The 24,940-nt window shown below is 40.8% G+C and carries 17 protein-coding genes; 7 read left to right on the top strand and 10 right to left on the bottom strand.

Going from position 1 to position 24,940, the window contains the following annotated elements; genetic code table 11:
- Nucleotides 1-20: 20 nt before the first annotated feature.
- Both moaA and MMO38_RS02100 read right to left on the bottom strand, forming a co-directional pair.
- Nucleotides 21-1,052 (bottom strand): GTP 3',8-cyclase MoaA, encoded by a 1,032-nt coding sequence (gene moaA / locus MMO38_RS02105; RefSeq protein WP_004670915.1) that lies wholly within the window; start codon nt 1,050-1,052, stop codon nt 21-23.
- A gap of 279 nt (nt 1,053-1,331) precedes the next feature.
- Complete coding sequence (locus MMO38_RS02100; RefSeq protein ID WP_004670913.1) at nt 1,332-3,617, bottom strand: molybdopterin-dependent oxidoreductase; 2,286 nt, start codon at nt 3,615-3,617, stop codon at nt 1,332-1,334.
- 284 nt (nt 3,618-3,901) lie between these two features.
- Between MMO38_RS02100 and dsdA the strand changes: the two genes are divergently transcribed.
- Entirely contained in the window at nt 3,902-5,233 is a 1,332-nt protein-coding gene (gene dsdA, locus MMO38_RS02095) for a D-serine ammonia-lyase (protein ID WP_241322354.1), read from the top strand.
- A 44-nt stretch (nt 5,234-5,277) separates the two neighbouring features.
- Here dsdA and MMO38_RS02090 read toward each other — a convergent pair whose 3' ends face one another.
- From MMO38_RS02090 to MMO38_RS02070, 5 genes are all read right to left on the bottom strand, one after another.
- On the bottom strand, nt 5,278-5,907 hold the full coding sequence (locus MMO38_RS02090; protein WP_004670907.1) for an NTP transferase domain-containing protein: 630 nt from the start codon (nt 5,905-5,907) through the stop codon (nt 5,278-5,280).
- Entirely contained in the window at nt 5,904-8,684 is a 2,781-nt protein-coding gene (locus tag MMO38_RS02085; RefSeq protein ID WP_241322352.1) for a nitrate reductase, read from the bottom strand. Before MMO38_RS02085 ends, MMO38_RS02090 begins: the two co-directional genes overlap by 4 nt.
- An 84-nt stretch (nt 8,685-8,768) precedes the next feature.
- A complete protein-coding gene (gene nirD, locus MMO38_RS02080) occupies nt 8,769-10,391 on the bottom strand; it encodes a nitrite reductase small subunit NirD (RefSeq protein ID WP_004670903.1) in 1,623 nt (540 codons plus the stop codon).
- An 11-nt stretch (nt 10,392-10,402) separates the two neighbouring features.
- Nucleotides 10,403-12,952 (bottom strand): nitrite reductase large subunit NirB, encoded by a 2,550-nt coding sequence (nirB, locus tag MMO38_RS02075; RefSeq protein ID WP_004670901.1) that lies wholly within the window; start codon nt 12,950-12,952, stop codon nt 10,403-10,405.
- Between the two features lie 27 nt (nt 12,953-12,979).
- The gene (locus MMO38_RS02070; protein WP_241322350.1) at nt 12,980-14,338 is read right to left on the bottom strand and encodes an MFS transporter; all 1,359 of its coding nucleotides are present in this window, start codon (nt 14,336-14,338) and stop codon (nt 12,980-12,982) included.
- Nucleotides 14,339-15,134: 796 nt separating this feature from the next.
- On the opposite strand from MMO38_RS02070, the gene MMO38_RS02065 reads away from it, so the two are divergent.
- The 5 genes from MMO38_RS02065 (at nt 15,135) to accC (ending at nt 19,751) form a co-directional block, all read left to right on the top strand.
- On the top strand, nt 15,135-15,725 hold the full coding sequence (locus tag MMO38_RS02065; protein ID WP_004670897.1) for an ANTAR domain-containing protein: 591 nt from the start codon (nt 15,135-15,137) through the stop codon (nt 15,723-15,725).
- Nucleotides 15,726-16,760, top strand: a complete 1,035-nt coding sequence (locus MMO38_RS02060) for an ABC transporter substrate-binding protein (protein ID WP_241322348.1) — start codon at nt 15,726-15,728, stop codon at nt 16,758-16,760. It begins immediately after the preceding gene.
- Nucleotides 16,761-17,476: 716 nt separating this feature from the next.
- The gene (aroQ, locus tag MMO38_RS02055) at nt 17,477-17,926 is read left to right on the top strand and encodes a type II 3-dehydroquinate dehydratase (RefSeq protein ID WP_004670893.1); all 450 of its coding nucleotides are present in this window, start codon (nt 17,477-17,479) and stop codon (nt 17,924-17,926) included.
- A 26-nt stretch (nt 17,927-17,952) separates the two neighbouring features.
- On the top strand, nt 17,953-18,369 hold the full coding sequence (accB, locus tag MMO38_RS02050; protein ID WP_241322347.1) for an acetyl-CoA carboxylase biotin carboxyl carrier protein: 417 nt from the start codon (nt 17,953-17,955) through the stop codon (nt 18,367-18,369).
- Nucleotides 18,370-18,386: 17 nt separating this feature from the next.
- The gene (gene accC, locus MMO38_RS02045; RefSeq protein ID WP_241322345.1) at nt 18,387-19,751 is read left to right on the top strand and encodes an acetyl-CoA carboxylase biotin carboxylase subunit; all 1,365 of its coding nucleotides are present in this window, start codon (nt 18,387-18,389) and stop codon (nt 19,749-19,751) included.
- Between the two features lie 70 nt (nt 19,752-19,821).
- Here accC and MMO38_RS02040 read toward each other — a convergent pair whose 3' ends face one another.
- Nucleotides 19,822-20,298, bottom strand: coding sequence for a hypothetical protein (locus MMO38_RS02040; protein ID WP_034595628.1), 477 nt, complete (start codon nt 20,296-20,298; stop codon nt 19,822-19,824).
- Nucleotides 20,299-20,492: 194 nt separating this feature from the next.
- Between MMO38_RS02040 and MMO38_RS02035 the strand changes: the two genes are divergently transcribed.
- On the top strand, nt 20,493-21,983 hold the full coding sequence (locus tag MMO38_RS02035; RefSeq protein ID WP_004670885.1) for an amidase family protein: 1,491 nt from the start codon (nt 20,493-20,495) through the stop codon (nt 21,981-21,983).
- Nucleotide 21,984: 1 nt separating this feature from the next.
- Here the strand turns inward: MMO38_RS02035 and MMO38_RS02030 are convergent, their stop codons facing one another.
- Complete coding sequence (locus MMO38_RS02030; RefSeq protein ID WP_212749351.1) at nt 21,985-23,157, bottom strand: MFS transporter; 1,173 nt, start codon at nt 23,155-23,157, stop codon at nt 21,985-21,987.
- A gap of 220 nt (nt 23,158-23,377) precedes the next feature.
- Nucleotides 23,378-24,766: an amino acid permease gene (locus tag MMO38_RS02025; RefSeq protein WP_004670881.1), complete on the bottom strand. Its 1,389-nt coding sequence runs from the start codon at nt 24,764-24,766 to the stop codon at nt 23,378-23,380.
- Nucleotides 24,767-24,940: the final 174 nt, after the last annotated feature.

Below are 24,940 nucleotides of genomic sequence, written 5' to 3'. Positions count from 1 at the left end.
TCCAGACCACATTTTCCAAACTAACCACCCAACATATGCATACTAATCTTACGTAACTGCTGATGTTGTATCGCGTGATAACCTTTCGCTTTTTGCCATATATAAGGCTTTATTTGTAAATCGAGTTGATGGAAATCAATCGCTTTATCTAAACCTTGTTGCCGAATTGCATCTAGCAAATAGGGCTTAATATTTAAGCCTTGTTGCGCAAAAAGACAATTATATAACTCACCCAGTGCAGTCAATCGAATCCGATCACATTCACCACAAAATGAATGGGTAATGGTCGAAATAATGCCGATACGATATGTTCCATCGAGTTGATATTGACGTGCAGGTTCATGTTGTTGTTGGATGAGCTGCTGAATATCATAGTGCGGTTTGAGTTGTTCTAAAATTTCCGCCTCACTGACCACAGCTTGATCTGTCCAATGCTGATCACCATCCAAAGGCATAAACTCGATAAACCGTAATGGAATATTGTGATGTTTTGCCCATTTCACCATCGGCAAAATTTGGTCATCATTCTGACCTTTCATCAATACACAATTGATTTTAAATGGCAGTTGGGCTTGCTGAGCTGATTCGATCCCCGCTAAAACAGGCGCTAAATCTTTTTTTGTTAATATTTTAAATTGAGCAGCATCTAAGCTATCAAGGCTAATGTTTAAATCATCTAAACCCGCATCTTTAAGCTGTTGTGCATATTTTGCGAGATAATGTGCGTTAGTCGTGATCGAAATACGCTTCAAGCCTAAAGCTCTCAAAGCTTGCAAATCACGAATAAAGTGAACGACGCCCTGACGCATTAATGGCTCACCACCCGTAATACGGATGTTTTCAATGCCTTGTTGAACCATATACTGGCAAAATACCAACAAAGCCTCAAAACTCAGTAAATCTTGTTTTTTCATCCATTCTGGATGTTCAGGCATACAATAAATGCATTTGAAATTGCAACGATCAGTCACAGAAATCCGTAACTTCCGTTTAATACGACCATACTGATCCTTTAAAATCGGTAATGGCGTGTTGGCTATCTCATGCGTCATTATATGCACTCATATTGTGAATCTTCCCACTGTGGTTAGCACAAATGCTGTGCATCATCGTTTGACTAATCGCTGTGGGTTGCTTTTTTACAGCAATAATTATTCCAATCTATAATAATTGATGCGTGTTGTGTCGTTTATTCGTTCAATTAAGCAACTTCTTCAATCATAAAACAACGATTAATGTAGTTATGCATCATATCGTCCCCAACCATAGCGCACCATCTTTTACCACTATTCCGTAAAAACGAAACAAATGAGTGCGGCATCATTCTTGTCTCACGACGCTTGTACAAGCTCTAAACGCACAGGTACATACTTATGATATGGCGTCTTGGACAAGGGATCACAATGCTGAGTAGACGTTAGTCGATTTAGCTGCGGTCCTATTGGCTCACCGCCACGATAACGCAAACCATAACCATGTGGTAATGACACTACACCCTTACGCATCCCCTCATCAAGCTCAACAGTAACTTGAATCTGCCCATGCTCAGAAAGACATTGCAAAGAATGACCTGTTTCCACCCCAAGTTTCAATGCATCTTCAGGGTTCATTCTTAAGCGTCCTTCTGCATCAACTTTACGCCATGCTGGATCACGATAGATTTGATTGGCGTTATAGCTACGACGTTCACCTGCCAATAGAATAAATGGATAATCATTCGATAAATGTGGTGATTGTTGAGCCAATTGTGCCAACTCGACAAACATTTCAGGAATCGCTAGGCGAATTTTCTGATCTTTATAAGCAATCAAACGCCATACATCTGCATATTCATGTTGTGACAACACCACACCTGAACGTTGTTCTAAGATGGTTTGGAACAATTTAACACCTAAATTGAGACGATTACCCACATATCCTGCTCGCTTCACAGCTTTATAATGCTGAGCCGCATACTGCATACATAATGGAAGTAACAATGCGGTAGACGCAGCGTCATTTGGTAAAGTCTTGCCTAAAGTGCGATACACAATAGATGCTGCAAAAGGAATTAATTTCTTATTTCGAGCGAAACTCACTCCAAGTGCTGCAAAATACGCTAGATAAATCCGATTCGCCGAATCTTTTGCTGCAATCTTACTCAAAATAGGAAACTGTTTCGGCATCACCTGCATCGCTTCGAGCAAACGCGTGTAAATTTCTGCTTCAGTCAGGGTATCGCCCTGTGCTTGAAAAAGTGGATGGCGTAAATGGAAGCCATTTTTAGGAAATTCCAAATTAAACCCCGTAAACTCCCATTTCTCGAACTGAGTATGTGCAGGCAGGATATAATGCGCCAAACGTGCAGTTTCTGTCATCGCCACATCTACCACGACTAAGAGATCAAGCGATTGAAAAGCCTGTTCATAGGCTGAAGTATCGGGATATGTAAGTAACGGATTACAACTATCGACAAATACCGCACGAACCCGTTTTTCACCTGCTTTTAGAATTTCATCAGGTAAAATATTTGGCGGGAAAAATCCAGAAATCGGAAACATTTTATGATGAACTGTACGACGATATTTAGGGTTTCGCTCATCGGTATCAGTCAAAATCGGAATGAACATCGTATGTAAGTTATTGGTCCCTTGTTTACCAAAATGCCCTGCTAATAAATATAAAAGCTTCTCTAAATAGCCATTCAAGGTCGTATTCAAAGTATGTTGAATACCTAAATCAATTCGTACACAAGCACTTTTTGCTTTGGCGAAATCGCGAACAATTTGATAAATCAGCTCAATTGGAACATCTGCTTTTTGAATGTATTCTTCCACAGGAATGTTAAAGAAAGCCTGCTTAACTTGTTCAAATCCATGGGTATGTTGTTGAATAAACGATTGGTCGTATAAGTTTTCACGTAACATGATCGCGATCATGGCTGACATTAGATAAGAATCTGTTCCTGGTTTTAATTGAACATGAATATCAGCTTGTTTGGCAGTTTCTGTCCGCCGCGGATCAAACACCACCATGGTTCGATCGGGATCTTTTTTGATATGTTTTAAAGTATCCCGTGCATTTGGAATACCATGCGCCTGAAATGGGTTGGTTCCAATAAACAAGACATAATCAGCATGTTCAACATCTTCTGTGGTATGACAAGCTTGGCTTCCAAACAAACGACCATTTACCCAAAAATCACCTGTTTTTTCCTGTGCCAAAGAGTTATATGCATAAAAACTTTTCATGGCATATAACAACTGACGACCATAGGCTGCGCCTAAGTGATTGCCCTGTCCACCACCACCAACTGAAGCGAAAGCAGTTCCACCATAGGTGTTACGGATCTGTACCAGTTGATCAGCAATCTCCTGAATCGCTTGCCCCCAATCAATTTCTATAAACGAACCATCAGCTTGGCGTTTAAGCGGCTTAGCTAACCGATCAGCATGTTGTTGGTAATGCTGTAATCGTGCTGCCTTTTGACAGATATAACCTTGTGAAAAATGATGCTGAGGATCACCTTTGATTTTCTTAAATTGGTTATTTTCGATTTCTACACTCAGTCCACAATTTCGTGAACATAGAATGCATGCGGTTACATCCTGTCTCGATGCTGGCGTTGTTATTGTCATGTGTTTTCACCTTATCCTTGTTATGAAAATTGGCCCATTAAACAAATTTTCCTTGCTGATCTCATAACATCTAAAAAATTTTGATCATATTCAACACTGGTTTCGACATGATTGTGTTGGGATGGTTAATTTAAAGCTTATTTGCACATGTTCATCTGAATTAAAATTAATCGAGTTCCAAAATAGAACTTATTTAAAAAAAGGTCAAGAACACTGGTCTTAAATTTAAAAAAACTTTACGCTAGGCTGCATTGTTATTTTATTTAAACCTGATGAGCACACTTATGGATTCAGATCAGATTAAGCTCCTGATTACACAACATCCGATCATTAAAGATCTGATCGAACTCAAAGAGACAATTTGGTTTAATTCCCAATTCACATCACTTAGCGAAGGCTTGCCCTACGTTGGACTCGATCAAACAGATATTGATGATGCTCGCGACCGTTTAAAACGTTTTGCTCCTTATTTGATGGCTGTATTTCCTGAAACAATAATCACAAAAGGTATCATCGAATCTGAGCTTATAAACATTCCTAATATGCAACACGCAGTTGAAGCCCACTTCGGGGAAAAAGTTTCCGGTAAACTCTGGCTTAAAAAAGATAGCCATCTACCAATCTCAGGTTCAATTAAAGCACGCGGCGGTATTTACGAAGTGCTCTACCATGCTGAAAAGCTTGCACTTCAAGCAGGTTTATTAACAATTGAAGATGATTATTCAAAATTAAGCCAACCTGAGTTTAAACAGTTTTTTAGCCAATACAGTATTGCCGTCGGCTCAACAGGAAACCTAGGGCTTTCCATCGGAATAATGAGTGCGAAACTTGGCTTTGATGTCACTGTGCATATGTCAGCAGATGCACGCCAATGGAAAAAAGATAAGTTACGATCACACGGTGTCACTGTGATTGAATATGAGCAAGATTACGGTGTTGCTGTAGAAGAAGGTCGAAAAGTAGCCTTAGCAAATCCGAATTGTTTTTTCATTGATGATGAAAATTCGCAAACTTTATTTTTAGGTTATGCAGTTGCAGGCGAACGTTTAAAGAAACAGCTAGCACAGAAAGATATCGTTGTGGATCAAGATCACCCTTTGTTCGTTTATTTGCCTTGTGGTGTTGGTGGTGGCCCTGGTGGCGTCGCCTTTGGGTTAAAAATGGCTTTTGGTGATCATGTGCATTGTATTTTCGCTGAACCCACGCACTCACCATGTATGCTACTAGGTGTTGCTAGCGGTCTACATGATGGAATTTCTGTTCAAGACATTGGGATTGATAATATTACCGCTGCTGACGGTCTCGCTGTGGGTCGTGCATCAGGATTTGTTGGTCGCGCAATGGAAAGATTATTGGATGGCTTTTATACAATTGAAGACCAAACGATGTATCTATTACTTGGCATGCTTAACCAATCTGAAAACCTCAAGCTAGAACCCTCAGCTTTAGCTGGCATGTTAGGCCCAATATTGATCAGCCAGCATCAAGAGTATGCCATTTTACACCAACTAACAGATGATCAGCTTGAAAATGCCAATCATATCGTTTGGGGAACTGGCGGTGGCATGGTACCTGCTGAAGAAATGGAGAATTACCTCAAAAAATCCGAAAAGTAAGTCGTTTTCTTTTAAAGTGATTTAACAGAAAAGACATACAACCATTAATTCGAAATAAGCATCCGCTTAAAATCTTTGATCTGCTGATATTGCTGTAATTCATCTAGAGAATTTATGCTATGACAAAATAAACTTTGCTTCTGAAATGAGACATTTTGTGCATGTAAAAGTTTAAAACATGCACGTAAACTTAATTTATTTGCTGTTATTTGTTTTTCTAAAATCTGCAAACTTTGTCTTTTTAATAAGCAAAATGGATATAAAGCATCGCCATTAATCATGACATATGCCACTTGAGCGAGCGTACTTTTCTGCAAAGCACGATGAAGTTTTGCCAAAACCTGATTTGGGATATAAGTCACATCACAAGGAATGAATAGAACATAGTCTGATTGCACCTGTGACCAAGCGCTTTTCATTCCCATCAAAGGTCCAAGGAAACCACTTTGATCATCTGCATAGCACTGAATATCAGGTTCAATATGTTTATAAATCGAACTATCACGGTGACTATTGACCCAGATATTTTGCACTTCAGCTTTAAAATTTTGACAGATTTTTGAGAGTTGAACTTGGTCATCAAATTGTTGTAAAAGTTTGTTCATACCGTTCATACGGCGTGCTTGCCCTCCCGCCAAGATCACCAGATCTGTAGCGGGAAACTCTGTATTCATACTTCTGCCTCCAATTGACAGGTTTTGATCAAGCCACGAATCTCGGGTAAACATGAACCGCAATTTCCGCCTGCTTTTAAACATGCAGTCACTTGTTTTTCATGCGTGATATTTTGGGTTTTAATGGCTTCGATGATTTTATTTTTACCTACTTTAAAGCAACTACACACCAATGGTCCATCATTGTTCGCCGCCGACATCGGCATACCAGCCAACAAAGCTTTACGATGTAACGCACTCAATCGCTCACGTTTAAATAGCGTAGCAACCCAATCTCGATCAGGCAACAACTCTGCTGGTGCGATATATAAACTAGCAATAAGAATGCCATCCTTCAAAATCACACTATGACTCAATTGTGCTGAAACATCATCCAGACTTAACCACTCATAGGTTTCATCGACAAAAGGTAAGAAGTTTTTAAGATTTCGTTGCGTTTGATCAAAATTATGGCGGTCTGCAATTTCATAACGCATTGCTTTAGCCGTCTTAATCTTGGTCCACCAAGCACAGGTTTGTAGTGAGTTTTTGATGTGATGTTCAAACCCCTCTCGAACATACAATACCCCTTGCCAAGTGGTATGGAAAGGCTGAATCGCCACAGGTGTATGTTTAAATTCAGGTTCACCTGAAATGGCATCTACCACTGGGTTGACCACCGTACCAATTCGAGCATCGGAGGCCACTTGTTCAGTCCAATGAATCGGTGCAAAGATTTGTCCACGGCGTACACCATGCGCCAGCGTCACACGTAATACACAACTGCCCCATGCTGAACGCACTTCGACTAAACCTTTATCACTAATACCAAACTTTAAGGCATCATTGGGATGAATCTCACAAAAAGGTTCAGCTCGGTGTGTCGTCAAATTCTCTGATAAACCTGTCCGTGTCATGGTATGCCATTGGTCACGGATACGACCTGTATTCAATATCAATGGATAATCTTCAGAAGTCGCATTGACAGGATCAATCGCAACCGTTGGAATCAATTTGGCCTTGCTATTTTTATGGCTAAAGCGCCCTTGATCAAAAAGTTGCTCAACCATAATACTCTGGCCTTTTTCCCAAACGGGCCATTGAATAGGTTGTAAGTGATTATATTCATCTACGCTTAAATTCATTAAGCCTTTCAAGTTGAAATAACGAAAATTTTCGACCTGATCACGCTGATCTAAGCTAGCATTTTCATAGGCGGACAGCGCTGCATGTTCATTAAAAATATCGCAGGCATTATTAAAATCAAAGCCACTAAAACCAAGCTTCTTCGCCACCTCACACACGGCCCACCAATCTGCTTTGGTTTGTTTTGGTGCGGGTAGGAAAGCACGTTGACGAGAAATACGGCGTTCCGAGTTGGTCACTGTGCCATCTTTCTCACCCCAACCTAAAGCCGGTAACAGCACATCGGCATAAGCAGTGGTATCTGTATCTGCACATATATCAGAAACAACCACAAACTCACATTTTTCCAAAGCACGTTTGACTTGATCAGCATCAGGTAAGCTCACCACTGGATTGGTCGCCATAATCCAAATGGCTTTGATCTTTCCACTTTCTACCGCTTGGAACAAATCAACCGCTTTCAAGCCTGCTTGATTGGCTATCACTGGGCTGTTCCAAAAGTTTTGTACAAGTGTTTGATGCGATGGATTATCAATATCCATATGCGCTGCCAGCATATTCGCCAAACCGCCAACCTCACGCCCACCCATTGCATTGGGTTGCCCTGTCATTGAGAACGGCGCTGCCCCCAACTTACCAATTTTTCCAGTCAATAAATGGCAATTGATAATGCTATTGGCTTTATTTACCCCTTGAGAGGATTGATTGACCCCCATAGAAAATAAGGTGACGACTTTTTCAGTATTGGCAAACTTATCAAAAAACAGTTGTAATTTTTCCGCAGAAATACCCGTACGTTTCACCAAGGCATTAAAATCTTGTTCGCTGTGACTCGCCTCTAAAAGTGCTGATAAACCTTCTGTATAAGATTCAACAAAATGATGATCTACAAAATCATTGTGATATAAATGCTGCAATAAACCATTAAATAAAGCGACATCCTGCCCCGGTAAAATTGGCAAATGTAAATCAGCTTGTTCACAGGTACTGGTGAATCTTGGGTCAACCACCACTACAAATAAATCTGGATTTTTAGTTTTTGCCTGCATGATGCGTTGATATAAAACAGGATGACACCAAGCCGTATTTGAACCGACCAATACCACCATATCAGCATGTTCAAAGTCTTCATAACTTGCAGGGACGATATCCTCGCCAAAGGCACGTTTATGTGCAGCTACGGCAGATGACATACATAGACGTGAGTTGGTATCGATATTCGCCGTGCCAAGATAACCTTTCACGAATTTATTGACCACATAGTAGTCTTCAGTCAGTAGCTGACCCGACACGTAAAATGCAACGCTGTCACGACCATATTGATCGATACAGGCTTGGAATTGGTCTGCAATTTTCTCAATGGCAGCATCCCAAGTGGTGGCGGTCCGATGATTTTTACGCCCGAACATTGGGTTCAAGACACGTGTTTCTAAACCTAAAGTATCTGCTAAATTACTGCCTTTGATACACAGTCGACCAAAGTTTGCTGGGTGTGCTGTATCTCCAGCTACCTGTACAGTTGTGGATTGTGCTTTATGCTGGACGGTAACATCCACACCACAACCAACACCACAATAGGGACAAGTTGTTTTTGTAATGATTTTTTCTACATGATCGGAGCGAATGTGTTCTAAATTTTGAATACTGTTCATGACTGCCCCTTACCTAATTCATTTCTGCCTACATTTCACATTCTATTTTTGGCTTAGGAGGATCCCCCCCTAAGCCAAAGAGGATTACCCAGCTTTTTTCATTGCAAAATCTTTACCAAATAACAATTTATTTCTAAATGTCGACACTGGCGTTTGATCTGCAATCAGTTCGGCATACCACATGCCATCTTCGGTATCACCAAATAGAACGGCACCAATCACTCGATCCTTTTGGATAATAATGCGCTTGTAAATTTGGCGTTTCTCGTCGTTGAGAATGATGTCTTCATAGTCATCTTTCAGTTCAAAGTTACCCGCCGAGAAGACATCTACACCACTGACTTTAAGCTGCGTTGGAACCGTTGGTGATTTGAAAGTCAAACTACCATGCTCTGCCAAATGAGTTGCACAGATAAATGCTTGTCCCCATAGCGGCTCAACCAGACCAAAGGTTTGATTACGGTGTTCGATACACTCACCTACCGCATAGATACTTGGGTCGAAGGTTTGCATGGTGTCATTGACCAAGATACCACGATTACAACGTAAGCCTGCGCTTTGTGCCAATGCGATATTTGGACGGATGCCCACTGCAAAAATCACAAGATCAGCGTCTAAAACAGTCCCATCTTTTAAACGAACTTGTTTAACATGATCATGTTCATCCGCAATCAAGGCTTCTGTATTTGCCTCAGTAATAATATTGATGCCTTTCTGTTCGATACTATGGCGTAACATCGCACTTGCTCGACTATCAAGCTGACGCTCCATGATACGATCCATCAAATGCAATACAGTGACATTCATACCACGCTGTACCAGACCATAAGCAGCTTCTAAACCAAGTAAGCCTCCACCAATCACCACTGCATTCTTCTTGCTTTCAGCATAGTTGATCATGGTATTTACATCGTAAATATCACGGAAGCTGATCACACCTTTTAGATCGACACCTTGAACTGGCGGAATGAATGGCGACGATCCTGTCGCAATAATCAGACGATCATAATCAACACTTTCACCTTTTTGGGTATGTACGGTTTTGCGTGTACGATCGATCTTTACCGCAGGATCATCAGCGATGAACTTGATGCCTTTATCGCTATACCATGCATGTGGATGCAGCATAATATCATCGATGGTTTTCTCACCTGAAAGTACATGCGACAACATAATGCGGTTGTAGTTGCCCCAAGGCTCTTCACCAATTACGGTCACTTCATAACGATCTGGCGCCATATCAAGTAAGTCTTCCAGACAGCGCATGCCCGCTAAGCCATTACCGATAAGCACCAGTTTTAATTTTTCTTGAGAAGCACCGTTATTGGTGATGTAAGTCTTTTGTGGGACTGGACTCACCCATACCCGACCTTCTTCAATTTTAGTTGGAAAGACCAAAAGCTTTTGATCTTTATCTTCCAAACAACGTCCCGTCGCTAAACTGAAATGCTGCTTATAGATCGGCGATGCAATCACACGCTCGCCTTGCAAATCACCAATAATGCCACGACACATCACATTCGCTTGACTAAACGGATCTTTATTGCTCAATGCATAAATACGTTTTTCATGACCCACACGGAACAAGGCCACTGTTTGCTCACCCACCAATGCCCCAACACCTGTATTCGGTGTAATGTCATTCAAAGCACAGACATCAATCCATTGATCTTCAGGAAGCATATTTAAATCTTTTAAGTTCGTCATTTTAATTCTCCTTATGCTTCAACCATTGGAATACGATCAACTGAACGCTCTGCGTCATTTAAAGGACGGATTTGATCACGTACTTGGGTAAACTGAATGTGTGGATCAGCTTGTTCATCTGCACTTGCATTAATATAAGTTTGGAAGCGTTTGCGGATTTCAGGATTTTCCACCGCAGTACGCCATTCATCTTGATACGTACCAATCACATGACTCATACGATTTTCAAGCTCTTCTGCTAGACCCAATGAATCATCGACAATTACGGCTTTCAAGTAATCTAAACCACCTTCCATGTTGTCACGCCATACGCTAGTACGTTGTAAACGATCTGCGGTTTGGATATAGAACATAAAGAAGCGGTCAATATAGCGAATCAAGGTTTGAGTATCTAAATCTGATGCCAGTAACTCAGCATGGCGAGGTTTCATACCGCCGTTACCACAGACGTATAAGTTCCAGCCTTTCTCAGTTGCAATCACGCCCACATCTTTGCCTTGCGCTTCGGCACACTCACGCGTACAACCCGAAACCGCCATTTTCAATTTATGTGGTGAACGTAAACCTTTGTAACGATTCTCAAGTTCAATCGCTAAGCCTACAGAGTCATCAACGCCATAACGACACCATGTGCTACCCACACAAGACTTCACAGTACGCAATGATTTACCGTAAGCGTGACCAGATTCAAAGCCAGCCGCGTTGAGTTCTTCCCAAATGAATGGAAGCTCATGGATTTGCGCGCCGAATAAGTCGACACGTTGACCGCCAGTAATTTTGGTATACAAATTATATTTCTTAGCGATTTGACCGACCGCAATCAAACCATCTGGTGTAACTTCACCGCCTGCCATACGTGGCACAACTGAATAAGAACCATCTTTTTGGATATTACCCAAGTAGTAATCATTACTGTCTTGTAAGCCTGCATGACTTGGTTCAAGCACAAAATCATTCCAGCACGATGCCAAAATATTGGCAGCCGTTGGCTTACAAATATCACAACCTAAACCATGACCATGTTGATGAATCAAATCATCAAAAGTTTTGATTTCATTGACACGGACCAAGTGATACAACTCTTGGCGTGAGTACGGGAAGTGTTCGCAAATATGGTTATTGACTGTAACACCTTGGCGTTGTAACTCAGACTTTAATACTTGAGTTACGAGTGGCGCACAACCACCACAAGCGGTTGCAGCTTTAGTGCATTTTTTCAAAGCACCGAGTGAGGTTGAACCATCACAGATTGCTTGACAAATATCAGCTTTAGATACGTTATTACACGAACAAATGGTGGCACTATCAGGTAGTAAGTCAACGCCACTACCGCCTCCTGCTTTTGCACCTGAATCAGCAAAGCCCGGCATAATTAAACTTTCAGGCGTTTCAGGTAATGCCAAGCCATTCAGCATCATTTGCAATAGATCGTTATATTCGGCTGCATCACCCACCAAAACCGCGCCAAGCAGTTTGGTTTTATCAGCATCGACCACGATCTTTTTATAAACCAAGGCGTCTTCGTCAGCATAGAAATAGCTGAGAGAGTTTGGAGTCATACCATGTGCATCACCCACTGATGCAACATCGACACCCATCAATTTCAGCTTGGTGCTCATGTCGGCACCTGCGAAACTGTGCGTTTCCTCAACCAAAATATGTTTTGCTGCAATACGTGCCATGTCATAGCCCGGTGCAACTAAACCATAAATTTTGTTATCCCACAGCGCACATTCACCAATCGCATAAATGTTTTCATTTGAGGTTTGGCAGTAATCGTTGATTTTAATACCGCCACGCTCACCGAGGACTAAACCACTCGAACGAGCCAATTCATCACGCGGACGAATACCTGCTGAGAATAAAATAATATCGGTTTCAAGCTCGCTGCCATCAGCAAACTTCATCACATGCGTTGCTTCTGCACCTGCTTCAATAGAAGATGTTGCTTTTTGGGTGTGAACTTTCACCCCAAGATTTTCAATTTTACGACGTAATACTTTCCCACCCAAATCATCAATTTGCACTGCCATCAAGCGTGGTGCAAATTCAACAACATGTGTTTCTAAGTTTAGATCTCGTAATGCTTTCGCTGCTTCCAAGCCAAGTAAGCCACCACCGATCACCACACCTGTTTTGGCATTTAAACTTGCTGCGCGAATCGCATCCAAATCTTCAAGCGTACGGTAGACAAAGCAATTCTCACGATCATTACCTGATATTGGCGGAACAAAAGCATAAGAACCTGTTGCCAAAACTAATTTGTCATAGTGAATCACATCCCCATGATTCGTGGTAACAGTCTGTTCAATTGTATCAATCGCAGTTGCTTTGGTATTTAAGCGTAAATCGATCCCGTGTGCATCGGCAAAATCAAAACGTGCAAGTGACAAGTCTTTTGCCGATTTACCAGAGAAGTACTCAGTCAAATGTACACGGTCATAAGCAATACGTGGTTCTTCTGCAAGAATGGTGATTTCTAACTCATCATCAGCTTTCTCTAAAATGGCTTCGATGAATTTATGACCTACCATGCCGTGACCAATCATCACTAATTTCATTGTGTTTCTCCTAAAATCTGATTTCGATTAAGCTGCGCTGTTTTGTTCTGCGTGGCGTTCTACAAGAGCTTGTTCAAATAAGCGTTGTTCTTTTTCTTTATGCTCTACCGAGAATCGAATGAACATCACAGAACCCGCAGTGATCACAACTAAGCCACCTAAAACCATTAAACATGTTTGGATATCCAACATGCCTTTCAATAAAAATCCTGCTGCAACAGCACCGACGTTACCACCTGCACCAATAATGCCTGCCACACCACCTAGAGCTTCACGATCAATAAATGGAACCAGTGCGTAGGTCGCTCCACATGCCATGTGAGTGAACAATGCGAAGATGGTCATGCTAAGAATAGCTAACGTAACGCTGTTCATTTGAGAGAAAAGGATCAAGAACAAACCCTCACCCAAAATCAGTAAAAATAGAATCTTAGTACGTCCGTCCAAACCTCGCTTCAATGCGACTTTGTCTGAAACCATGCCACCTAATGCACGGGCAAATAGTGCCAACAAACCAAAGATACCTGCCGCTAAACCCGCTTCTTTTAAACCAAAATCAAAATGTGTGACGTAATACATGGCGATGATGTTATGGATGAAGATCTCAATACCAAAACACGCTGCATAAGAAACAAATAAGATCCACACACGATAGTTACGCGCCGCGTGCATCAGAATCGCCATCCCGCCTTTTTTATCGCTGCCAACCGAGACACCTTGTGCACGAAGCTCTTTAAAGTTGCCTTGTGGGCAATCTTGCGTGTATTTCCAGTAAAGTCCCCCGACAATAACCATCAACAGACCAGGAACAAGCAGTGCGATTCTCCACCCCATTGCCTGCTCAACACCGAACATCACCAACGCTGCAAGCATCAATGGCATTAAGACTTGAGTCGCACCGCCACCAGCATTACCCCAACCAGCAGAAGCAGCATTTGCAGTCCCCACCACATTCGGCGCAAACATAATGCTGGTGTGATATTGCGTAATCACAAAACTGGCACCGATCGCACCAATCAATAAACGGAAAAATAAGAAAGATTCATAGCTATTTGCAGAAGCAACACCAAATACAGGAATACTCCCGATCAGCAATAATGCGGTATAGGTTTTGCGTGGACCGTATTTATCACACAGTGGTCCAACGATAAGACGAACGACAATCGTGATCGCGACAGCTGCAATATTGATATTGGCAATTTGATCTATGGTTAAATTGAACTCACCTGCAATCACAGGCATAAGAGGAGCACAAGCAAACCAAGCAAAGAAACAAACGAAGAATGCAAGCCAGCTCATGTGGAATGCACGCATCGCTGGTGCGGAAAAGTTGAATAACTTAATTGATGTGGCTTTTTTGGCCGATAAATCTAAAGACATTGCCATCTCTCCTTTACTGAACGTGTACTGTGTTGTTGACACAAACATTGTGTAAACAAACCGATCAGATCGGACATCGTTGGCCGTCTTACAATTTTTTTTGAAAAGTCGTCTTTGACTCAGTATTTAACTAGCAAATGCTGTGCCAAACAAACCAATATAAAAGTAAAAACAAGGTTAACCATTGTTTTATATGTATTTGTTAGTAAATTTCAGACATCATAGATATAAGTGAAACACATCTTTTACCCCTAAAAATTGTGATGACCTGTTTTAAAGCACAATTCACCTTGCTTCATAACAACACTTTTTACGCACCAAAAAGGCTCATATTCAGTTTTTTAACACTTCCAGCCCAGATTTCATTTTTTTAAAAAAACGAGCAGCGATACAATAAAGCGCATAAACTATCTACTTCTGGGGCGTTTGCACCGAATCGGAAGTTTTCTGATGGCATTAATATTGCTTAAAAAAATAATAGGGTCTGTCGACATTTCAGCCATGCATTGCGTTATCGGCGAAAACGACACAAACAAGGCATGAAATGCAGGCAATGGCGATCCCCTTGTCAAGTTTCATAACGAAGTTTGGGGAAGTTTTAGCTATAACCCTGCGGGACAGGAGCATTTTTTGCCGCTACTACGTTATGCTTTGCTCATTTAGAATGACTAAATTTCACAAACCATGCCTTGTACCGTCTAAAAAATGTTCTCTGTCGCAAGCATCTGTGAAATTTCAACAGCCCCTACTCACAGCACTTTATTCAGAATGTGCATATACCGACAGTTTGACTCTTATACTTATGCCGAAACTCAAAATTGTTCTCATTGACGATGATCAGGCTCGGGCGGAATACATTAAAACCTGTTTAACAGAACATGACTTTGATGTAGTCGCTTGTTTTACCTTAGATCACCTTAATATTTTTAATCTAGAACACCTTCAAGCAGATGTCATTTTGCTTGATATGGATCACCCGCATCGCGATGTGATTGAGAACTGTGTCAGCAGTTTTGACTTACCTACGGTACTTTTTACCAAAAACACGGATAAAGACACCATAAAACAAGCGATTGATGCGGGGATTACAGCCTATATCGTCGATGGTATTGACCCTTCTCGCTTACACACCATTTTAGAGATATCCATTGAGCAATATAAAAAGCATAAAAAGCTAGAAGGTGATCTTAAAGATGCAAAAACCAAACTTGCAGACCGTAAAGATATAGATAAAGCCAAAGTATTATTGATGAAACTGCACGGTTTGAGTGAAGACACTGCCTTTCAATTACTTAGAAAAAATGCCATGAGTCATCGTATGACTATTGGTGAGATGGCTCGTCGCTTGCTCGATGCGCAACAACTATTAAACAACCAATTAAAGGATGAATAGATGAGCCATTTAGCAAAATTAGAAAAAACCCAATTACAGCTCGGCTACATCCCTTTACTTGACTGCGTTGCATTACTTTGGGCTAAACAACGTGGCTTCTTTGATGATGTTGGCTTAGATATTAGCTTAGTACAGGAAGCATCTTGGGCAAGCCTACGTGATCGACTTGCTTTTGGTTTGCTTGACGCTGCTCATTGCTTATCGGCAATGTTACCTGCAGCAGCAGTGGCAGCCGATCAAATTGGCATCCCATTACAAACCCCTTTAGTTTTGAGCGAAAACCGTGCATTTATCAGTCTAAGTCAAAAGCTCTGTTATGAATTAAACATTCAAAAACAAGACTCGGCTGAAACTTCTGCACAGAAATTGGTGCAAAAAATAAAGACAAATCATCCTATTTCCTTAGCCCACGTATTTCAGCACTCTATTCATCACTATTGCCTAAGAGAATGGTTAGCGTTGGCCGATGCGGATTTGGCACACTCCATTCAGGTAAAAACGCTTCCACCGCCCTATATGGCTGAAGCGCTCAGCAATCATTTAATTGATGGTTTTTGTGTCGGGGAGCCATGGAATACTCAACCTGAACTGCTTGGATTAAGCCATATCGTTTGTTCAAGCCAAGATATTATTCCCAACGTTGCAGATAAAGTATTGGCAGTTACCCAAGAATGGGCACAACAACATCCCAATACGTTGATCGCTTTAACCAGTGCCATTATTAGAGCACAACGTGAACTTAGGGAGATCGAAGATTTTGCACCCGTCTGGCAGCTTCTGATTGAATTTGAGATTATTCAATTCAACTGCTCACCAGAGGTTCATGTTGAAAAGTATTTTAATATTCAAAACATCATACGCAACTTCATTCAAGATGATGCTGAACCCAAGCAAAAAGACTTTGCATGGTTATTTGAACAAATGCAAAAATGGCACAGTCCTAAGATCAAGGCATCTTCATGTACTGATCCAGCACAAAACTGCTTGTTATTAGACACTTACTCTGCCGCAATGAATGAAGCGATAAAATCTTAGCGTAAAAAAAGCTGCCTTTAAATATAAAGACAGCGCTGAAAGACCCAAAAGAGACCACGCCAATCAAAGTAGTCTCTCAAGTAATAGTGATATTACTCAAATAAAGCTTATCTTTTTCGGACATTTTCATGTCATTAACTGCCATCCAAAATATAGAAATGCATCACTTTTGCCAATTCATAAACGCAAAGTGATGCCTAACAAACCATCAGCTTGGCAGATTTAGCTAAATCTAGCCGCTGATTCAGCGGTAACATGCAACAAGCCAAGCGCTGATATGCATAAACATCTAAATAATTAGGGTTAACCCATATGTAGAAAAAACAATAAAAGCAAATAAAAACAATATATTAAATTATTATACTCAGGCTTATTTTTTAATTTGAATGTGCTTAGGCTTTATAGATCTATGGATCATAAATGAGTTAAATATCATAATATTTGATGCATATTGACTGTCAAGTTACACAAATCCTCTGAACCAATTGGTGTAATTCAGTTTAGAATATTAAAAAATAAAATAAGGTGAATTTTGTCATTTTTTAACATTGCCAATTCCTTGCAAAGTTTTCATTATATGCACCATGCTTGGTATGCGAATTTCTTAATTGACGAAAAGAAATTATAAAAAAATTGTAGAATTTTGTGCCATAATAAGCAAACTTTGCAGACATCTTGCAAAACACATTTGCAGTTTTAGAATTGGAGCAGGCTGAATGAGCTCAACCATTTTGGTGATTCACGGACCGAATTTAAACTTGCTAGGAAAGCGTGAACCAGAAGTTTATGGCCATCTCACTTTAAGTGATATTGACCAACAACTCACCGCTCAAGCTAAAAATGCGTCACTTATACTAGATACATTCCAAAGTAACTGGGAAGGTGCGATTGTTGATCGTATCCATCAGGCACAAAATGAAGGGGTGAAATTGATCATTATCAACCCCGCTGCCCTGACCCATACTTCGGTTGCATTACGCGATGCACTACTTGGTGTTGCGATCCCATTTATTGAAGTTCATTTGTCGAATGTTCACGCACGTGAAACATTCCGTCATCACTCATATCTATCAGATAAAGCCATTGGCGTGATTTGTGGCTTAGGTGCTAAGGGTTATTCCCTTGCACTCGATTACGCTATCGAAAAAATTCAATCTACTAATTAATTTAAACATTTCAGGAATGCTCACTCATGGATATCCGTAAAATCAAGAAACTCATCGACCTGATGATTGAATCTGACTTACAAGCGATTGAAGTTAAGGAAGGTGATCAATCCATCTCGTTGACTCGTCCAACACCTGTTTATGCATCTGTCGCGGCTGCACCTACGGCATCAACGCCAGCAGCACCCGTTGTAAAAACGCCACGCGGTGCGGTTGAAACCTCGCCAATGGTCGGTGTGTTCTATGCAGCACCAAGTCCAGGTGAAGCACCTTTTGTCAAAATTGGTCAAACGGTATCTGCAGGTGAAACCCTAGGGATCATCGAAGCAATGAAGATCATGAACCCGATTGAAGCAACACAAAGCGGTGTAATCGAAGAAATCTTAGTGAAAAACGGTGACGTCATTCAGTTCGGTCAACCACTTTTCCGCTACCGCGCCTAATACATCTGGGGATTTCTATGTTGCAAAAAGTATTAATTGCAAACCGTGGTGAAATCGCTTTACGAATTACTCGGGCTTGCAAAACACTTGGTATTAAAACCGTTGGTATTTATTCTGATGCTGACAAAGATTTGATGCATTTACGTTTTGTAGATGAAGCAGTATGTATCGGACCGGGTACCACAAGTGAAAGTTATTTAAATATTCCTGCAATTATTACTGCCGCAGAAATCACTGGTGCTGATGCAATCCATCCGGGTTATGGCTTTTTATCTGAAAATGCCGAGTTCGCTGAGATTATAGAAAGTTCAGGGTTCACTTTTATTGGTCCTCGTCCTGAGCATATTCGTCTCATGGGGAACAAAGTTTCAGCAATCATTGCAATGAAAAAAGCAGGTGTACCAACCGTACCGGGCTGTGACCACGCTGTTACGATTCATAATGCACTTGCCGAAGCCAAAGAAATCGGCTTCCCACTGATCGTAAAAGCCGCATCTGGTGGTGGTGGTCGTGGTATGCGTATTGTTGAACGTGTGGATACACTGCTTGAGTCTGTTCAAGCTGCACAACGTGATGCGGAAATGTGGTTCGGTGACGATACGGTTTATATGGAACGTTTCTTACAGAAACCTCGTCATGTCGAAGTACAAATCCTCGGAGATGGTAATGGCCATGCGATTCATTTATATGATCGTGATTGTTCATTACAACGTCGCCATCAAAAGGTTTTAGAAGAAGCACCTGCACCAAATCTACCTGAACAAGCCCGTGCTGATATTTTAGAGGCTTGTGTAAATGCCTGTAAGCTTATGCAGTATCGTGGTGCTGGTACATTCGAATTTTTATTTGAAGATGGCGAATTCTTCTTTATCGAAATGAATACACGTGTTCAAGTTGAACATCCAGTCACAGAAATGGTGACGGGTATTGATATTATTGAACAACAACTTCGTATTGCTGGTGGCTTAGGCTTAGACCTTCAACAAGATGAAATCGAAGTCAAAGGTCATGCGATAGAATGTCGTATCAATGCCGAAGACCCGACCAACTTCTTGCCTTCTCCGGGTAGAATTGACAACTTCTACGCACCGGGTGGCGCGGGTATTCGTTTAGATTCTCATATCTATCCAGGTTATAGCATTCCGCCCTACTATGACTCAATGATTGCAAAACTCATTGCACATGGTAAAGATCGTGAAACATCTTTAGCGCGTATGCGTCAAGCATTAGACGAAATGATTTTGACAGGGATTAAAACCAATATCCCTTTGCATAAAGATCTGATTTTGAAAGATAAGAATTTCTGCGAACAAGCGATGGATATTCATTATCTCGAAAAACATTTACTAAAACAGCTTGAACCAAAAGCTGAAAAAGTTTAAATAAATGCTGCAATAAAAAACACCGCTTATGAATCATAGGCGGTGTTTTTTATTTATTGAATTAAATGGTCTAAGGTAAAACACGGCGTAAAGTTGCAAAGCATTTTTCGCCTTTCTCGTTCGCACAGAAGTCAATGGTATGTGGGTTCGACCATTTTACAAAGTATTGAGAAACTTCCCCAGTTTGATCGACTTGCTGACCTGAACAGTCAATTTCATTATTATCATATTTGATTTGTAGGATCAGTGCTGGCAAACGCTCATTATGATCCTCTGACGGCTGATAGTCATACATGCCATACGACCATTCTTTGCCACTTTTTACCACAACTTCATTCATTCCACGAAAGTTATAGTATTCAACACATTTTTTATTATTGGGTATTTCCATTCCCCACAACCCCATAATTTCAGGGCGATTGGTGACACGTATATTATTCACCGAAGTCATAGCTTGAGCTTTTACTGCCTTCGCGTTTACTGCTGTTTCAGCGATTGCCCCTGTTGAGCAAGCCCACAATAATCCAATAATATAAATATTTTTCATAGATTTAATTAAGTTATCATCTAAACTTTCCATGGCTTTAACTTAGCATATTTTTGAGTAAAAACACTGAAACATAACCATATCAACACAATATTTTTGTGCTGATATTTATTTGATTGTTCCGGTTTTTTAAGGTATTCTTATTGAATACAAATATTTAATTTATAAAAGTTTAGCTTTAGGGATATAAAGCCATGAAATTTTCTGAATACATCCAATATGATGGTTTAGGTTTAGCTGAGTTGGTCAAAAATAAGCAAGTTCATCCATCAGAGTTACTTGAAATTGCATTGCAACGCACAGAACAAATCAACCCTAAACTAAATGCAATCATTATCCCAATGTACGAGCAAGCCAAACAACGCGCCCAACAACAACGTACAGGTCAATTCGCTGGTGTTCCATTTTTAGTAAAAGATTTATTTCAAGAATATCAAGGCATACCAACCTCTTTTGGTAGCCATGCACTTAAAAAAATCAATTACACACCAGACTTTAATGCAGAAATCGTCAATCGTTGGGAACAAACTGGAATTGTCACATTTGGGCGAACCAATACCCCTGAATTTGGAATCAAAGGTATTACTGAACCTGATGCTTGGGGCGCTTGTCGCAATCCTTGGAATTTAAAACACAATAGCGGTGGCTCGTCAGGCGGTTCTGCCTCGGCTGTCGCTGCGGGTTTAGTCCCGATTGCAGGCGCTGGTGATGGCGGCGGATCAATTCGTATTCCTGCATCGTATTGCGGTTTGTTTGGACTAAAACCAAGTCGCGGACGCACGCCATGGGGACCTCAATCAGGTGAAGCCATGCATGGTGCAGCGATGCAGCATGTGTTATGTAAAACCGTGCGCGATAGTGCGGCTATGTTAGATGCGGTGCAAGGTCCTGAACAAAGCTCACTTTTTACGATTCAAGCACCTGATCAAAAATATTTAGATATTATCCAACAAGCACCGAAAAAACTGAGAATCGCTTTTAGCACGCATTCACCCATTGGAACAAAAGTTTCTAAAGACGCGATTCAGGCCGTTCAACAAACTGCCAAGCTTTTAGAGTCTTTAGGTCATATCGTGGTCGAAGATCGTCCAAACATAGATGGCTTAGCGCTGGCGAAAGACTTCATCACAACGTGGTTTAGTCAGTTCACTTATATGCAAGCACAAATCAAACACATGTCTGGCTCAACAGATGCTGATTTCGAGCTTGATTCATTAGCCTTAGCTGCCTTTGGTGCAAAAACAACTGCAACCGAATATATTCACACACTCAACAATTGGGGACTGTATAGCACCCAAATGAATATTTTCTTTGAGAAATATGACCTATACCTAACCCCAACAACAGCATCGGTCGCGCCTAAAAATGGTGAAGTTGCCACACCTGCTTGGCAAAAGCCCATTTTGAAAGCTTTATTAAAAGTTGGAAAAGCGCATTATCTCGCGCAAGGCAAACTGGTCGAGAAAATGGTGCAAGATAATTTAAGTTGGGTTCCCTTCACTCAATTAGCCAATGTCACTGGTTTACCTGCTATGTCTGTACCGCTGTACTGGAATAAAAATGGTATGCCTTTGGGTAGCCAGTTTATTGCACCCTTTGGACGTGAAGACCATTTGCTACAACTCGCCGCACAACTTGAGCAAGCACAACCGTGGATGCCGCAGTATAAAAAAATTCAACTCTAATCTAACTTTTCGCTGCCGTTTCTACCTGATTCGGCAGCCACATCACCAGACCTAAACCAACTAATACAACTGCACTTGCACAGAAGAAAATGGTCGGACCCGAAAGAATCTGCCAATAGTACCCTGCCAACAAACTTCCTGAAGCAACGCCCAGCCCCCACATGGTGCTGTACAACGCTTGACCTCGACCCTGTTGCTCTGCTGAAAAGTTTTGGAAAATCACTTTCATCGCAATCAAATGAAATAGTCCAAAACTAAAGGCATGCAAACATTGTGCTAAAAGTTGCCCGATGAAATTAGTATCTAATATTCCCACGAGAAACCAGCGAAGACTGGTAAATAAAAGACAAATAACCACCAAGTTCCTCCATGAAAAACGGGTGAAAAACAGTCTTTGTGCCACCGCAAACATCACAATTTCAGCGATAACACCCATTGCCCAAAGGCTGCCTATCTGTGTTGTGCTAAACCCGATTTCTTTGAGAAAGTTGCTATAGAAACTATAAAATGGTGCAAGTGAAAATAATAGAATAAACTCGATCGTAAAGAATGCTGCAACCAGTGGTTTTTTTAAAACTGGCCATAAAGGTTCTAATTTTTTCTGAGAACTTGGTGCGTGCTCAGGTTCTTTAATGCTGAATGACCATAAAAAAGCTAAAAATGAAATCGCTAAAAGTAAGATAGGTAGCATTGAGATGGGGATGATTTCTAATAATGCTCCAATAGCGAACACCCCAACAATAAAACCGACCGAACCCCACTTTCGCACTTTTCCATATAGTTCAGCGCGTTTTTCACCTAACCAAAAAAGTGTCACACCTTCAAACTGCGCCAAGATCGCATTTTGAAAAAAACTGAAGATCAACATCAGCAATGCCACAGATTGAAAACTATTTGGAATCACAAAAATAGCAAACCAAATACAGGCTTCCATCCATGTGGCAATGCGCACCAGCAGCATTCGTTTACCTGATTTATCCGCAATCCAACCCCAAATCAGCGGCGCAAAAAAACGAGTAATGATTGCGATTGAAGATAGAATACCGATTTCTTGATAATTGAAGCCCTGATCTTGCAGATACAGGTTCCAATAAGGCATGAATGTTCCAACGATTGCATAATAAAATAGGTAGAAACCACCCAATCGAGTTTGAATACTTAAAGATTGAAACAATTCAAAAGCCTTTTAATGAACAACGTGATATCAAGCCAAAAATGCAAACTTATTTTAGATTGATGAACCAACAATTCTAGCTTAGATAAAACAATAATACTTCAACCAAAGCATGGACGATTTGTTGTTATGAACATTGGTAGCCACATTTTAGACATTACAAAAAAATAGGGCTGAAAACGAATTCAACCCTATTGATATAAAAACTCAGAAATAGTCTTTAGACATCAGTTCCTAAAGCCATACTCGATTGTGCGTTTTTCAATTTTCTCAGCTTAAAGACATAGGTCAACATTAAGCAGAGGATCCACGCAGGAATCATCATCACCGCAATACGCATATCGGGTGAAAGTGACATCACCACAAGAATACCCAGCATAAATACGATACAAAGATAATTACTAAATGGATAAGCAATACTTGGAAACTTGGTGCTCTGCCCTTGTATTTGCATCGCTTTGCGGAACTTAAGATGTGTCCATGAGATCACGATCCAGTTAATCACAATCGCTGCAACCACCAACATCATCAACAAAGCAAAGGCTTTTTCTGGAAATAGATAGTTGATCAATACACACAATACCGTCACGAAAGCAGATACCAGAACCGCATTGGTTGGGATACCACGTTTATTGATATGCTTTAAAAATTTTGGTGCATTGCCCTGCTCTGCCAAACCGAGCAACATACGACTGCTGCAATAGCTTGTGCCGTTATAAACAGAAACTGCGGCTGTCAAAATGACAAAGTTCAACATGGTTGCCACACCGTGACTATCTAAAGACGCAAATACCATCACAAATGGACTGCCACCCTCGATCATTTGATTCCAAGGGAATAATGCAAACAAGATGAACAGCGTTGCGATATAGAAAATCAAAATACGGTAAATAATTTGATTTACAGCCTTAGGTAAGGTTTTATCAGGATCACGTGCTTCAGCTGCCGTGATACCAAACAATTCGATCCCACCAAATGCAAAGATAATCACAGCCATTGCCATGACTAAGCCTTCAATACCAAATGGAAAGAAACCACCCAACGCCCAAAGGTTGCTAATACCAGCCTGTGGACCTGCCGTACCAGTTGCAAGCAAATAAGAACCAAAGCCAATCATGGCTAAGATGGCTAAAATTTTGACGATAGAGAACCAGAATTCCATCTCTCCAAACAGCTTCACATGCAATAAGTTAATGCCGTTGATTAAGAGGAAAAAGGCCAATGCCGATGCCCAAGTTGGGATTTCAGGCCACCAATATTGAATATAGAGTCCAATTGCCGTCAGCTCAGCCATACAGACGAGAATATTGAGTACCCAATAATTCCAGCCAGACATGAAACCTGCAAACGAACCCCAGTATTTATTCGCAAAATGACTAAATGAGCCACTAACTGGCTCTTGAACCACCATTTCACCTAACTGTCGCATCATTAGAAATGCAATTAAGCCTGCGATTGCATAACCTAAAATCACTGACGGACCTGCCAGCTTAATAGATTGTGAAATACCAAGAAACAGTCCTGTACCAATCGCACCACCTAGCGCGATAAGCTGGATGTGCCGATTGCTCAAACCATGTTTCAGGTTTCCTTGCGATTGTTTTGACATATGATTATTCTCATCCTTGTCACGTAATTTTCTTGTATTAAATTACGTATATCATAAATTAATCCAAAATGCCTATAGTTGATCGAAAAATAATTAATTTACTTTTCTCGTAACCGCGCATATAAGCAGAAAATTCAACAAATAACAATAATTATGTTATATGTAATTAAATTA

Source organism: Acinetobacter sp. NIPH 1852 (assembly GCF_022549455.1).
GTDB lineage: Bacteria > Pseudomonadota > Gammaproteobacteria > Pseudomonadales > Moraxellaceae > Acinetobacter.
Note: the sequence above shows the minus strand (reverse complement) of the source record. Positions and strands in the feature narration are given on the sequence as shown.